The organism is Allobosea sp. TND4EK4, assembly GCF_900156025.1.
Classification (GTDB): domain Bacteria; phylum Pseudomonadota; class Alphaproteobacteria; order Rhizobiales; family Beijerinckiaceae; genus Allobosea.
Genome location: NZ_FTMO01000020.1, coordinates 42,507 through 56,087, shown reverse-complemented (window position 1 = coordinate 56,087; position 13,581 = coordinate 42,507). Strand labels below are relative to the sequence as shown.

The following is a 13,581-nucleotide window of genomic DNA, read 5'->3' as shown; positions in this document are numbered from 1 at the left end:
GACCCGTGCCCCTGCGGCTCCGGCAAGAAACACAAAAAATGCTGCGGTCTCAACTGAGAGCGCTAAAGCTCACAGGGCCGAGACCGGACGGTTACAACTCTCCGACGCTCCGGGCTGAGCTGATGAATGCGATCATGGATGCGCTAGAGGCTCACACCTCGCTGAGCAAGCAGGCATTGGGCTCACAAAAAGTTCAGGAGGGGCTGAAGGATGTTCTCCTCGGGCCGGCGCAGCTCTACGAGGCGCTGCGGCTGCGAGCAGGCGAGGCCAGCGCAGCGATCTGACGCCGTCAGGACGATGCGACCTGACAACTTTTTCCGACCAGGATTTCGCAGACCGCCCGCTCGAGAGGCGCGATAACGCGCGATGGCGTCGGGCCGCGCGCGGATCCTTGGGCATGCCGGCCTACTAACTTGCTAACCGGTCGCGATCTTCATCTGCCTTTCTCACCCTCGTCCAGCTCTTATCCCTTTCGAGACACCAGATCCTCAGGCACCAGTCAGTTCTGCTGCGACGCGCGCGCCCAGACACCTTAGCGCGACGCGCACGCGCTCGTTCAGCTCCTCGAAGGCCAAGAAGCTGCCAGACGCACCTCTCCCCACCCGCTTGGCTGGCGTCATCGTGCGCCCGCTCGTCCGTGAGCGAGATCTGACGTCCTTCCGGACCGTCTTCATGCGACGCGCCCACACCGTGTTCATCGCGCCTAGTCCAATCGCGCCGGTGCCGAGGAATTTTTGCTCGCGCTTTTCCTCATGAACGAGCCTGACGGCTTTCATCGCCCCTGCGGAAAGCTGGCTCGTGGCCGAGAAGGTCGGCAGCACGAAGCTGAAGAACTTGGACTGAAGCGTGGCGAACCGCAGGTGCGCCAGATCCGTCAGGTAGTCGATACCCAGTCCGGCAACGGCGCTCCGGCTTAAGGTGACCTCGATCCGGACCCGCTTATCGATGTCGTCCAGACTGACCGAGGTGCCTGCCGCCACATGCTGCCGGTCAACGACCTTATCCATGATGCGCCATCGGATGTCAGACTCTCTCGCCCCGACATAATAGCAGGCGTCGACGAACGGCTGTCGATCAGCGTCGACAGACATAAGGTAGTCGTCGTCCAGAACGGGCCACCCCTTCTTCCGGCCAATCGCCCCAACGGTATCGTCTTCGCCCTCGCCGAACGTGAAACGCGGCCAGTCGCTGTGGTTGCTGATTACATCGCGGGACGGCTCGAAGTGCCGTGTTAGAGCCATGAACAGCTTAGCTCGGTCATGAGCGTCCCGGAACCGCGACCGGAAATCAACGCTGATCTCGATCGCAGCGACGATCGGAAGGGCCTGAAGATCGAACTTCGCGTCTAATAACCAGCATATGCTGTTCACCTGACGAAGATCCGGTTCTTGGAACGTGATCTCAAACACGCTCGAAACGCGGCCCGGCGTCTCATCGACTACGCAGACATGGCACTTGCGCCCGATGACCGGCTTAACAACTTGCTGGATCCATTGATGCTGAGTCGCCTTGCCGAATACCAGCCGGACCCTGATCCAATCGATCACCGCACGACACTCATACTCATACAACTGCACGCCAGGCACGAGCACGTAACGGTCCTGGAATCTACGCTGCTTCTTCTCGATCGGCGCTCGTTCGTATTGCAGATGGCCAAGGGTGGCTGGGGACTTGATTGTGAGCAGCGGAATGCGGAGCATGGAGCGAAACGGTCACCTTGGTCGAGCAGTTGTCGCAGCTACGGGCTGCATTACCATTATAACGCGTCGCTCGACGCGATGCAGAAATAGCCGCTTGATCGCCTGAGTTTCCGCAAAACCTGGCGCGCCCCTCGCAATGTTCGCCCTAGCTGTCATGGGGCTTACATAATTGCATCGCCTAGCTGCGAAGCTACCATTCGGTCTCTTTCTGATTTGCGGTGTCTCAGACTGAAAGCAACGACGGAACGCCAAGCATTCCTGCGGTTAGAGGGCGTTGACCATCAGAAGCTTGGCAAGTCGGCATTTTTGCTCGGCAACAAGATTATGGCTGCAGCCTGATTTGCAACGCCTCCAGCTCTTCCATTGACATGTCCTGGTCCAGCAGGTCGCCCAGGTAGCCGAGCAGATCATCCTGCCGAGGCTGACCGAAGGCGAGCCGGTAGACCGTAAGGCTTCGCTTTAGCCACTCCAACCGCTGGGTCTCGCGGCTGAAGGGCAGGATCGGCACTCGCCGCTCCACTTTCACCGGCCCCTCGCAAAGCCAGTAGGGTGCGAGATCAGTGTCGGAAATTGTCGCCGCTCGTGCTGCAGCGAACATCTCTTCCCACGGGTCGGCGGGCACAGCCCCCCGCCCCATCAGCTCGGCACCATGATTGTGCGCTACGTTCAGGCGGACGGCGTGGCCTTTGAAGCGATGCACGCGTCCTTCGCGCTGCTCTAGATCGACCGGATTGCCGGGCAGGTTCCAATGGTAGACGCGGTAGCAATATGGATGAAAATCCAGCCCCTCCTGGCCAACCGATGTTGTTGCCAGCACGAAGGGCCTAAACGGCGAGTTGAAGGCGTCACGCACCCCACCCAATCGGGCGACGGCACCCTCTTCGTCGCGATAGTCGGCCAAGCGCATAGCGAACCGGCCTCGCATATGGAATTTGCCAACCTTGAGCTTGCCTTCGATCAGCGTGGGGTTGTCGACGTCGATCTGCGACGGTCGGATAGACAATGTGTCGGCCATGGCCTGGCCCAGCCCGGCGACCCGGTCTCCAGGTTCGGCCGCGCTCAGGCCCTGGGCGTCCACCAGGTAATGGGCGTATTCGTCCAGCACAGCCTGAAGGTTCTGCTGGGCCGAGAAAGTGAGAACCCTATGCCAATAGCGGTCCTCGTCGCCCCGGCGCAGGAGCGCCACCGCGTCATGCTGGTTGAATAGGGTCCGAAAACCCCATGAAACCTGCGCTGCGGCCCGAAGCAGTCGCGGATCGTCCCATGCAAGGTCAGGGGCAACGCGGCGCAGCGCGCGAAGGGCGCAGACGGCTGGGCTGCCTAGCGCGACATCGACCAGGAGGTCGAGCGCCTCATCTGAGACCGGCCCGATATTAACGCCCTTGGCTGCGTCCTTCAGGGCGGCGACATGGTCCTTGAAGCCGACCTCATTTGCCAACGCCACCATACCATCCCAGGCTGCGATCCAGGATAAAGCCTTGTTGCCGGCGGAAGCATCGAGGACGGCCGGCAGGGCCCACTCGGCGGATGCCATATCCAAGTCGCCGGGCGGGCTCTCCGTTAGCCCAGTCAAGGAAGGCCGGAGACGATTGGCGACGGCCGCCCGTGTAGCGGCGTATGACAATTGCTTCGATGCTGAACTCATGATCACGAGCGGATCGCCGAGTTCAGCCAATAGTGGCGAGGGATAGATCAGCAGCAGCGCGCGTAGCCCAGCAAGTCGTCCATCCACCTGGCGAAACTGTAGCGGCCGCGGGCGTTTTTGATCGAAGTAGCCGCGGCCCGTCTCGCCGGCGCCCATCCGGCGCTCGGCTTCATAGGAAAGCGTCGCCGCTATCGCGTCGGGGACCATCGTCCATGAGGAGAAGATCAGCGCCTTGGTCGGACGCGGGCCGGCAGAGCCTTCGCCATAGTAGGGCAGCGAAGGCGGGATCCACAAATGCTGCTCAAGGTTATTTTGGAAGACATCGCCCATCACAGCGCGCATGCGCCCGTTTGCAGGCTCGATCCGCGCGTAGCTGTCGAGCTTGGCCTGGTCCAGGCACGCGACCTTTGCGGCCGAGAGTGCAGACGCCAACGCCGGCGAGGACTTGGCGCCCTCCTTCTCTATCAGCAGCCGCTTCAGCGTGTAGTCGCGCATGAAATTCAGGAGGTAGGGCGCCGACTTCCAATACTCGATGATCTCGGGCGCCTCGAGCGCCCTGGCCACGCCCGACACTAGCATTGCCTGCCGAAGATCATCGGCTTGGATAGTGAGCGCCGAGAGCGGTTCGCAAACCATCGAATCCCGGTCTGCAGTGCTCGAAACGCGCTCGGTCCGGCACATCACCTGCTTAAGTGAGGTTTCGACCTTAGCCTTCTGAGCGAGGGCGTCCTGTTGCGAGGCCGGGAGGCCATGGAGCGCGACTCGGAAGGCCCGCATTTCCAGCTCCAGCGCGTTGACCATCTGACGACCGCGCACCTGGCCGAACAAGAAGGTCAGCGTCTCCAGAAAGTCGCGGTAGTGATCGCCGTCGGCAGCATCGTCTCCCTGAAGGGTTAGCATCCGATATGGCGTTGCGGACAGCAGCAGCGTGCGCGCTGCGTTACCTTGAGAATCGCGGTAGTCGAACAGATCACGCGCCAGATGGGCCGCGTCGCTGTCGCCATGCAGCAAATCTGGAAAGCGCTGGAACTCATCCATGATGATGAGATCCGGTTGTAGGGCATCCACACAAGCATGCGAGAGCTTGCTGCGTAAACGAGCGATGGTCGCATTGCGAAGCCCTTTCATATCCGCTGGGTAGTAATCGCGCCATCGTCGGAAGCGCTCGACGGCTGCGCCCAGGCGCTCATTGAGCGCCTGCTCCGCCGCAACGTCCTTACGGAAGCGATCAATCAGGTTCTGATCAACCCCATTCAGGGAGATGTCATGCTTAATCCAGGACTCCCAGCGTTCGGTGCCGACATCTACCTGGAGCAGGTTCTGTAGGCCACGCGGCGAGCTGACCAAGGGCCGCAGGAGATGGAACAAAAGAGCGCGCTCTTCAGCTACGCCGGTCGACGAGCGCAGGTCGAAGGTCGTGCCCGGAGTCAGGCTAATAAAGTTCACCTTGTTGGCAATGAGCGAACGTTCGCCTCGCATCTGCAAGGGCACCAAGGTCATACGGGTCGGGAGCGCCAAGGCTGCGCGGCCAAGGACATTCAGCCGATTCAGATTTTGCGCGGCAATAGCCTGGTTCGAGCAGATGTAGAGGATGTCGATCCGGTCGGTCTTGTCCCATAAGTGCTCGATCGCCTTCGCGATGACGCCGCGGGCCACCATCGTCTTGCCCAGGCCTACCTCGTCGGCGACGAGGAACTGATAGGCCGGGCTCGCGGCGTCATAGAAGCGACCGAACACATAGTCGACCGTGCGGCGCTGAAAGGCCTTCAGCGAAGCAATCGCCGCACCGGCTCTGAACGGTTCACCCGGCATGCGCGGTGTCCAGCATCATGGCGGACCGGAAAGAGGCCCAAAGGGCGCGAAACTCAGGAGGGATAGGATCTGCCGCGGCATCCTCCGCCGACAGGCGCGAAATGAGACGTTCGATGGCGATGAGCCGGTCGTCACCGGAGCAAAGGGCGCGAACCATGTCTTCGAGTAGGGGGACATCGTCGCCTCTACCACGGGACCAGGCGCCTTTGGCGGCGCTGGACTGAGCCGCGAGTGCCGCGGCGAAGGGATCGCCCAAATCCGACAGAAGCAACCTCAGGTAACGGAAGAACGTGTCTCGATTGGTGATGATCGAGCGGAAAATCGCGGCGTGCCGCTCGGCCGGGACCCCCTCTATTGGCAGACCGAGGCTGAACAGGAGCCGCGCGTCGCTCTCTTCGTCAGTGAGTTGGAAGGCGATGAACCGGGTTATGTCCGCCAGCGGCATGACGCCTAGGTCGACGCTACCCCCGGACGATAACGCCGCCAGAACATCACGCCGGTGCCCTTCTCCACGTGTGATGGGCCAGACGTAAGACGCCGCCAAATTGGCGATCACCAGCGGCTTGTCGCAGTCTAGCCAAACCCGCCAACCGCCTGCATCTTCGTTCATGGTCGGCGCGCGCTCGCAGCGCAGAGCTAAAGACGCCCTGCAAAGAATGCGCCTGGCGTCCCCAAGGCGTCGTTCTGCTGCCTTGGCCTCCGCCGATAAGGCAGCGCCGTCATTGGCCTCGAAGGGGCGCAATAGACGTCCGAAACCATGCAGTCCAAGGATATCTTCAACGCTGCCAACCTTGGAGGTCTTACCCGTTAGGCTCGCGAACACCTCGACGTTGTTGATCATCTTACGGTGGGCCACTGCGGCTTGGGTGGCGTTGCCGGAGCCGACCGTGAGCATAGTGTTCCAGCCAATCTCCTGGATAAAGGCCTTGGCGTGCAGGCCTTGTAGGCTCTCGGGCTCAACTTCTTCACCGTCCTCGCTGGCGGCCATCTCATCGAGCACGCTCACCCGCGCATAGCGCGCCAGCGTGTCCGGGGCGCAGGCCACCAATTCGTCGCTGCGACTGACCAGCACAGGCTTTTCGCGGCTTAGGCCCGCGAGCTTCGTGAGGGTGGCGTCGTCGCAGAAGGGCGAGATGATCCCCATGCGCGCGCATGCCGGCGGCGACCAGACCTTGCTCCCGATCCCGTTGACCGCGAGGGTGAGCTCATCAAAGCGCTCGGGTAGCACCCATTGTGCGCGATTGAGGTCACGGGCGACCGCCATGGTCAGATCTATGGCCTCCTCAGAGGGGGGATAGACAGCGAGCTTGGGCAACCTCTTCAAGAGATCGACGATGGGTTTGTTGTCTGCGACCACGCGTCGGGTGATATCCCCGTCGAGCCGCAATGAAATATCCCATGACCGATCGCTGGTTAGATTCCGCGACAACACCAAAAGCCGCATCTTGCCAGAGCCGACACCGTCTTGAGGCTTAAAGCGCAGCACCCAGATCTTCGGGTGGAAGGCGCCGCCCTGCGGAGCTGCAACTTCGATGATCATACGCTCCAGCAGACTGCAAAGCCGCGACTGCGGCTGCGTTCGAGCCTGGATATGACCCGCGTCACTGTAGACGGCGAGCCGGTCCGCAATCCGCTCGGCACCTTCCAGCAAGGCTAACGGTTGGCAGAGGATATCATCCCGGTTTTCGGCGGCGAACAGTGCCAGGCTCACCGGCGCGGCCAGGGCGGTCTCGAAATCCAGTGAATAGGTCGTAGCGACGGCAGCGTCGAAGATGAATCCCGATGGCGACGCCAGGCTCTCGCCGTAAAGCACCCGCTCTTCAGGATCGAGGGAGGTTCTATTCGCCACGCAACAGATCCCCCAGATGAGATTGCGCCTGGCTCCAGCGGAACGACAGCCGATCAGCGCCCGAAGCACCGCCCCATCGGTCGCGCGCCGCATGATTCGAAAAGCGCGACTGCGCCGTTTTTAGCCGCCGTTCCCGCTCGCGCACCAGGGAGCGGGCGGCCGCTAACTCTGGGATCGCCTCCGCGCCCGACCTAACTAGCGCGACCCATTCCTCCACGAAATGGACTAGCTGAGGGCGGACAGTATGGACCGGGTGTGCAACATCGCGCCAAAAGTCAGCCATCGACCACGTTGCGGTGGCATCTTCGTCCAGATCCGCGATCCACTGCGCGAGGCGGGCGCGATAGAGCTCGACCCAGTCCTGGCGGTCTCGGAGCTCAGCAAGCTGTAGGTTGTAGAGCAGCGAGGCGCCGTGCATGACGCCCGAAAACATCTGAGCGTGTTCCACCAGCCGGCGGGCGGCGGGCGGAAAGTCGCCATAGGCCGGATGCTGCCAAATATAGGCGCAATCGCCATTGTGAGCTTGCCGGGCGAGCCAGGTAAGAAGCGCATTAGGGGCCTCGGCGATTAGCCGATCGCGGATGAACTGCACCTCGTCGGGCGTGAGCGTGAAAGAAGCGGTCTCTAGAAAATCGCTCGGAGCCGGTGGCAGTCCCGCGTGCCAGGTGCCGGCATGCAGGACCTCCACTTCCAGGCTCTCGGCCTGGGTGGGACGCTGATGGCGTCGCCGCTGGTTTGGCAGGGCGGCGTAGTAGGTTTCGCGTGATCCCTGAAAAAGCCGGATCCCCCACGCGCCAAGGCCGACCCAATAGACGGAGCTCGGCAGCCTCTGAAGACGGACCCCAGCGTCTCGGCCGATGATCCCGGATGTCTCACCGCCTGCCTTCAATGCGTCAGTGAGGCGAAGCTCCATGGCCCGCCCCTCAGCGCTGAGCTGAGCCGCCGTGCCGTCACGACCTTCTAGTCGCCGCAGTATCCACGGTATGAACAGCATGTAGCGGAGCCGGGTCTGGATCGTGCTCGTGCCGGGAAACAGGTGATCCGCGATCGAGTCGCGGATCGCCCCAAGTCCCAGCTCATCGCGGCTCTCGCGCTCTTGGAACAAGGCCATGATGCGTTGCGCCCGCTGACGCTCCGCCTCATCAAAATCAATCCAAGCCAAAGACGACATCGCCACTCCAAAGGCCCGCGTAGCGAATCGTCTCGCAGCCCCCCTTGAAGGCCTAGCACTAGCCCACCACGCGGAGATTGGGAGATCTCCCGCTCCGTTGGCGCCGGAAACCTAGTGTCCAGCGCACCTATAGCGGCGCCCGAGCGGCCCCCGGCGCGGGAGAAGAACCGTGACGATGCCACCGGTCCGCTCGCTGATGCTCCAGAATCGCACCACGCGGAGCGGCAGTCGGTCGATTGCTGTCGGGCTATGCAGAAAGCGTCCCCTTCGGGCGCCCTTCCATGACGCCGTCGCTATTACGGCCGCAGTCGAGAGCGATCGCCTCGTCCTGCTCATCGAGGTCGAGACTGAATTCCTGCACCAGGCCCGCCTCGTCACGCACCTCGAACCGGAATGGCGTGCTGGCGGTCATCAAGCCGAATGCCCTCAGTGCCGCATCTCTGGGGTCCTCGGCATCCATACGGACGCGGACCACTATCTCGTATGACTGCATGGGTGATCTCCCTCTGATGGTCTTTTCGATCATAGAGCAGCTTGAATTGGAAGTCGGGAGGACGCTGTCGGGCAAAGCTCATAATAGAAGAAAGTAAGCACGCGCTTACTTTCAGCCCTGCCGCAGCATGTTGTCGAAAAAGTGGGGTCAGTAGCGATTGCCGCGTGACGTTCACTTCGAATTGGAAGCGAGATTCGTCGGCTCCGCCTTTCCCCGCTGGCGGGTCAGGCTACAATGCCCTCGCCCTTCTTGCTACCAGCTGACCATGCCAAGGCTCGTTGTTTCGGTCGTCACATCGTTACAAGACATCCACTAACCTATTGATTTTACTCAGCCTTAAGCCAGTTCAATCCTCTCTCGCAGCACCAGCCTGTCCCCTTGAAAGTAAAGCGTTTCCGGAATCTCAGTTCCAAGCCCGGTGTTTGGTCCAGACGCAGAGCATTGTCGAAGACGTTGCGGGTGTCGACGATCAGGCGGGCGTGGGTGGCCAGCGGCCGCATCTTCCGGATCGGAGACGGCTTCGAACGCTCGATTCCGCTCATCCGAACCACCCGCCCGCTGACCCGCCCTCCTTGGCAGATGGCTCACCGCAAGGCGAGAGGGGCCGCCATGGCCAAAGCTGGGGGTTTCCGCCAAATCCCGGATGACAGGCCGGCGGCGAGAGGCTAAGAACATGCCGCTGCGCCCGTTGCGAGATCGCATCCGGCGCCGCCTGCGGGCGTAGTTCAGTGGTAGAACGTCAGCTTCCCAAGCTGAATGTCGTCGGTTCGATCCCGATCGCCCGCTCCAATTTCCCTTGAAGCTTCAGCTTGTTATGGCGTCTTGCCGCTAGACTCGCGCTCCCCGCGTTCCCCAACCCTGTTCAGCGGCTGTTCGGCTCGCCGCGAAGCGCGCCGGCGCGGCCGCTCAAGCGTCCGCCGGCCATATCCAGGGGCGCGCCTGCCCGGTCGCCGCCTTGAAGCGGGTGATGTCGGCTGAAAAGGACCGGGTGACATCGATGTCGTCCCAGCCGTTCAGGAGCTGCTCGCGCCAGACCGGGTCGATCCGGAAGGGCACGGCGCGGTTGTCCCAGGACAGGGTGCAGGCTTCCAGGTCGACGAGCATCAGGCAATCGGGCCTGGCGGTCAGGACCGCGAGCAGTTCCTCGGCCTCCGCCTCGCCGATGACCGCCGGCAGCAGGCCATTCTTGACGGCATTGGAGGCGAAGATGTCGCCGAAGGTCGGAGCGACGACGACGCGGATGCCGTGGTCGGCCAAGGCATAGACAGCCGCCTCGCGCGAGGAGCCGGACCCGAAATTCCGTCGCGCCACCAGAATCGGGGCGTCGCGCCAGGGAACCTGGTTGAGCGGGAAATCGGGCTTTTCCGCACCGGCCTCGTCCCGGCGAAGGTCATGCAGCAGGAAGCCGCCATAGCCCTCCGAACGCGGCCGCTTCATGAAGCGGGCGGGGATCAGCTGGTCGGTATCCACGCTGGCGAGGCCTAGCGGGCAGGCATGGCCAGCGACCTGGACAAGCGGCTTCACGAGCGTCCCTCCAGCATCGGGCGGACATCGGCCAGGCTGCCGGCGACCGCGGCGGCGGCGGCCATGGCGGGCGACATCAGGTGCGTGCGCGCGCCCGGCCCCTGCCGGCCGCGGAAATTCCGGTTGGTGGTGGAGGCGCAGCGCTCGCCGGCCGGCACGCTGTCGCCGTTCATGCCGACGCACATCGAGCAGCCGGATTCGACCCAGTCGAGCCCCGCCTCGCGGAAGATGCTGTCGAGCCCTTCCTCCTCGGCCTGGCGCTTCACCTGCGCCGAGCCCGGCGACACCAGTCCGGGGACCTTCGCCTTGCGTCCTGCCAGCACGCTGGCCGCCGCGCGCAGATCCTCGATGCGGGCATTGGTGCAGGAGCCGATGAAGACGCGGTCGATCGCGATGCCGGAGAGTTTCTGCCCGGCGCTGAGGCCCATATAGGCGAGCGCGTCGCGGATCGCGGCGGCCCGCCCTTCATCGGCCTCGCGCGACGGATCGGGCACGGTGCCATCGATCGGCAGTGCATCCTCGGGGCTCGTTCCCCAGGTCACCACCGGGGCGATCCGGCTCGCATCCAGCGAAATCTCGCGGTCGAACGCGGCGTCCGCGTCGCTCGGCAGGCGCCGCCAGCTCTCGGCCGCCTGCTCCAGCAGGGCGCCCTTCGGCGCGAAGGGCCGGCCCTCGATCCAGCGCAAGGTCGTCTCGTCCGGCGCGATCATGCCGCAGCGGGCGCCGGCTTCGATCGACATGTTGCACATGGTCATGCGCCCGGCCATCGACAGCGCCCGCACCGCCGCGCCGGCATATTCGACGGCATGGCCGCGCGCCCCGTCCGCGCCGATGGCCGCAATGATCGAGAGGATGAAATCCTTGGCGCCAACGCCGGCGGTGGGCGTTCCGTCGATGGTGATGCGCATGCGCTTGGGCTTCTTCTGCCAGAGCGTCTGCGTCATCAGCACATGGGCCACCTCCGAAGCGCCGATGCCGAAGGCATAGGCGCCGAAGGCGCCATGGGTGGAGGTGTGGCTGTCGCCGCAGACCATGGTCAGCCCCGGCAGGGTCAGGCCCTGCTCCGGCCCGACGACATGGACGATGCCCTGACGCGGGTCATGCATGCCGAAGAGCTCGATGCCATGCCGGGCCGTGTTGGCGCCGAGATCGTCGATCATCCGCGCGATCTCGGGATTGCCGACATGGTCGCGGTCGCGCGTCGGCACGTAGTGGTCGGCCACGCCGAAGGTCAGGCCGGGCTCGGCCACGGTGCCGCCCCGCGCCTTCAGCTGGTTGAACGCGTGGAACGAGCCCTCATGCACGAAGTGCCGGTCGATCCAGAGCAGCGCATCGCCCGAGGGGCGCTCGGCCACGACATGGTCGGCCCAGAGCTTGTCGAACAGGGTCTGCGGCCCGCTCCTTGCCTGTCCGTTGCCTGCCGATCTCACCATCGCACGCCCTCCGCTTGGCAAAACATAGCGACAAACCGACTTGACGCAAGTCGGTTGTCCTATACGCTAGACAACTAGCTGTCCGATCAGGCAATCAATCGATGTCGGGGCAAGGGTGGCGCTTGGACGTATCGCTCGAACCACTGAAGGCCAGGCGGCTCGCGCTGCTGCTGCGTGAGCGCATCGCCAGCGGCGAGATCGCTCCCGGCTCGCGCCTGGCGAGCGAGCCGGCGCTGGCGCTGGAACACGGCGTCTCGCGAGTCACCGTGCGCCGCGCGCTGGACAGCCTCGCCTCAGACGGGCTCATCGACCGGCGCGTGGGCGCAGGCACCTTCGTCCGCGAGGCCGAAGCGCCCAAGCCGATCGTCGCCGACTTCGCGAACATGCTGACCCATCTCGTCGAGATGGGGCGTCGCACCGGGGTTCATCTGCTCTCCTTCTCCTATGTCCATCCGCCAGAAGCGGTCGCCCATTCCCTGGGGCTCGCGGCCGGCGAGCGGACGCAGCGCTCGGTGCGCGTTCGCCTGATCGACGGCCAGCCCTTCTCCTATCTCACCACCCATGTGCCCGAGCGGATCGGACTGACCTATTCCGAGAGCGATCTCGCCAGCGTACCGCTGCTGGCGCTGCTGGAACGCTCGGGAGCGGCGGTCGAGCGCGCCTCGCAGACGATCAGCGCGACATTGGCGAGCCCGGATGTCGCCGAGGCTCTCGGGCTGGAAATCGGCTCGCCCCTGCTCTCGCTGACGCGCGTGGTCTTCGGGCCGGATGGCGATGGGGTCGAGCATCTGCACGCGCTCTACCGGCCAGATCGCTACTCTTTCCAGATGGAGCTGCATCGCGCTGGCGCAGACGGCGAGAGGCGCTGGTCGCCGGTGCCGAGTCGCGGCGCAGACCAGAATGGCGAGGCGAGTGGCTGGCCGTCATCGGCCGTGGCGGGAGGCTGAAGCGCATGCATGAATTCTCGATCGATCGCCGTCGCTTCGGCCTGCTCGGCCTCGCTGCAGGCCTGGCCGCGACAGGCGCCGCCGCGCAGGATGCCTGGCCCAGCCGGACGGGCCGCATCGTCGTGCCCTACCCGGCGGGGGGCGCCACCGACGTCATGGGCCGCTTCGCCGCCGAGGCGCTGACGCAGGGTGCCAGTCCGCGTTTCATCGTCGAGAACCGGCCTGGCGCCTCGGGCGCACTCGGCTCCGCCGAGGTCGAGCGGGCAGCGCCGGACGGGCATACGCTGCTCGTCGCCACGCCGGCGACGCATGTCACCAACCAGTATCTGCGCGAAAAGCTCCTCTACGATCCGGACAAATTCGAGCCCGTCGTCCTGCTCTCCCGCAGCCCCCTCCTTCTGCTCGCGACGACCTCGTTCCCGGCGACGAGTGTCGCCGAGCTGATCGAGATCGCCAAGCAGAAGCCGGGCAAGCTGAATTACGCCAGCTCCGGCGCCGGAGCGACGAGCCATCTCGCGCCCGAGCTGTTCAAGAAAATGGCCGGCGTGGACATCACCCATGTGCCCTATCGCGGCGCAGGCCCGGCGATGACGGATTTGCTCGGCGGTCAGGTCGAGCTGATGTTCGACAATCTCCAGACCGCACTGCCCCAGGTGGAATCCGGCAAGGTCAAGGTGCTGGGCGTCACCAGCGCCGACAGGCTCTCGAGCCTGCCGAACGTGCCGGCGATCGCCGAGACGGTGAAGGGCTACGAGGCGCTGAGCTTCCTCGCGCTGATGGCGCCGCGCGGCACGCCTGCGCCGATCGTCGACAGGATCAACGCGCTCGTCACGGCCTCCTTCCAGACGGCGGAGGTCAAGCCGAAGCTTGCCGCGCTCGGCGTGGAATTCGTGCCGATGACGCCAAGGCAGCTCGACGGGTTCATCCACGCCGAGCGCACCAAATGGGGTGGCCTCATCCGCGAGCGAGGCCTCAAGGCCGACTGACGACCCAGCGACCAGCCCGGC

Annotated in this window: 10 protein-coding genes and 1 tRNA gene; 4 read left to right on the top strand and 7 right to left on the bottom strand. The window is 64.0% G+C overall.

Annotation, left to right across the window (positions count from 1 at the left end; translation table 11 throughout):
• On the top strand, nucleotides 1–284 hold a 284-nt coding region (locus BW981_RS23490), incomplete at its 5' end, for a hypothetical protein (RefSeq protein WP_244560385.1).
• A gap of 204 nt (nucleotides 285–488) precedes the next feature.
• On the opposite strand, the gene BW981_RS19345 is transcribed toward BW981_RS23490, so the two are convergent.
• The 5 genes from BW981_RS19345 to BW981_RS19325 form a co-directional block, all read right to left on the bottom strand.
• Complete coding sequence (locus BW981_RS19345; RefSeq protein WP_076442215.1) at nucleotides 489–1,700, bottom strand: hypothetical protein; 1,212 nt, start codon at nucleotides 1,698–1,700, stop codon at nucleotides 489–491.
• Nucleotides 1,701–2,022: 322 nt separating this feature from the next.
• Complete coding sequence (locus tag BW981_RS19340) at nucleotides 2,023–5,157, bottom strand: helicase-related protein (protein ID WP_076442213.1); 3,135 nt, start codon at nucleotides 5,155–5,157, stop codon at nucleotides 2,023–2,025.
• Nucleotides 5,147–7,006, bottom strand: coding sequence for a phospholipase D family protein (locus BW981_RS19335; protein WP_076442211.1), 1,860 nt, complete (start codon nucleotides 7,004–7,006; stop codon nucleotides 5,147–5,149). The genes BW981_RS19340 and BW981_RS19335 overlap by 11 nt, the downstream gene beginning before the upstream one ends.
• On the bottom strand, nucleotides 6,996–8,177 hold the full coding sequence (locus BW981_RS19330; RefSeq protein WP_076442209.1) for a DUF6361 family protein: 1,182 nt from the start codon (nucleotides 8,175–8,177) through the stop codon (nucleotides 6,996–6,998). Before BW981_RS19330 ends, BW981_RS19335 begins: the two co-directional genes overlap by 11 nt.
• A 247-nt stretch (nucleotides 8,178–8,424) precedes the next feature.
• On the bottom strand, nucleotides 8,425–8,670 hold the full coding sequence (locus BW981_RS19325) for a hypothetical protein (RefSeq protein WP_076442208.1): 246 nt from the start codon (nucleotides 8,668–8,670) through the stop codon (nucleotides 8,425–8,427).
• Nucleotides 8,671–9,384: 714 nt separating this feature from the next.
• Between BW981_RS19325 and BW981_RS19315 the strand changes: the two genes are divergently transcribed.
• A tRNA-Gly gene (locus BW981_RS19315) sits at nucleotides 9,385–9,459 on the top strand.
• Nucleotides 9,460–9,576: 117 nt separating this feature from the next.
• Here BW981_RS19315 and leuD read toward each other — a convergent pair.
• Nucleotides 9,577–10,194 carry a 3-isopropylmalate dehydratase small subunit gene (leuD, locus tag BW981_RS19310; protein WP_076442205.1) on the bottom strand — a complete coding sequence of 206 codons (618 nt, stop codon included), beginning with the start codon at nucleotides 10,192–10,194 and terminating at the stop codon, nucleotides 9,577–9,579.
• A complete protein-coding gene (gene leuC / locus BW981_RS19305; protein ID WP_076442203.1) occupies nucleotides 10,191–11,627 on the bottom strand; it encodes a 3-isopropylmalate dehydratase large subunit in 1,437 nt (478 codons plus the stop codon). The genes leuD and leuC overlap by 4 nt, the downstream gene beginning before the upstream one ends.
• 122 nt (nucleotides 11,628–11,749) lie before the next feature.
• Here leuC and BW981_RS19300 point away from each other — a divergent pair, with 122 nt between their 5' ends.
• Both BW981_RS19300 and BW981_RS19295 read left to right on the top strand, forming a co-directional pair.
• Nucleotides 11,750–12,574 carry a GntR family transcriptional regulator gene (locus BW981_RS19300; protein WP_139333855.1) on the top strand — a complete coding sequence of 275 codons (825 nt, stop codon included), beginning with the start codon at nucleotides 11,750–11,752 and terminating at the stop codon, nucleotides 12,572–12,574.
• A 5-nt stretch (nucleotides 12,575–12,579) separates the two neighbouring features.
• Nucleotides 12,580–13,560, top strand: a complete 981-nt coding sequence (locus BW981_RS19295) for a Bug family tripartite tricarboxylate transporter substrate binding protein (RefSeq protein WP_076442199.1) — start codon at nucleotides 12,580–12,582, stop codon at nucleotides 13,558–13,560.
• Nucleotides 13,561–13,581 lie beyond the last annotated feature (21 nt).

Bases quoted from the DNA above. Each gene is read 5' to 3' on its own strand.
- leuC (WP_076442203.1), bottom strand. From the start codon at position 11,627: ATGGTGAGATCGGCAGGCAACGGACAGGCAAGGAGCGGGCCGCAGACC.
- BW981_RS19340 (WP_076442213.1), bottom strand. From the start codon at position 5,157: ATGCCGGGTGAACCGTTCAGAGCCGGTGCGGCGATTGCTTCGCTGAAG.
- BW981_RS19295 (WP_076442199.1), top strand. From the start codon at position 12,580: ATGCATGAATTCTCGATCGATCGCCGTCGCTTCGGCCTGCTCGGCCTC.
- BW981_RS19325 (WP_076442208.1), bottom strand. From the start codon at position 8,670: ATGCAGTCATACGAGATAGTGGTCCGCGTCCGTATGGATGCCGAGGAC.
- BW981_RS19330 (WP_076442209.1), bottom strand. From the start codon at position 8,177: ATGTCGTCTTTGGCTTGGATTGATTTTGATGAGGCGGAGCGTCAGCGG.
- BW981_RS19345 (WP_076442215.1), bottom strand. From the start codon at position 1,700: ATGCTCCGCATTCCGCTGCTCACAATCAAGTCCCCAGCCACCCTTGGC.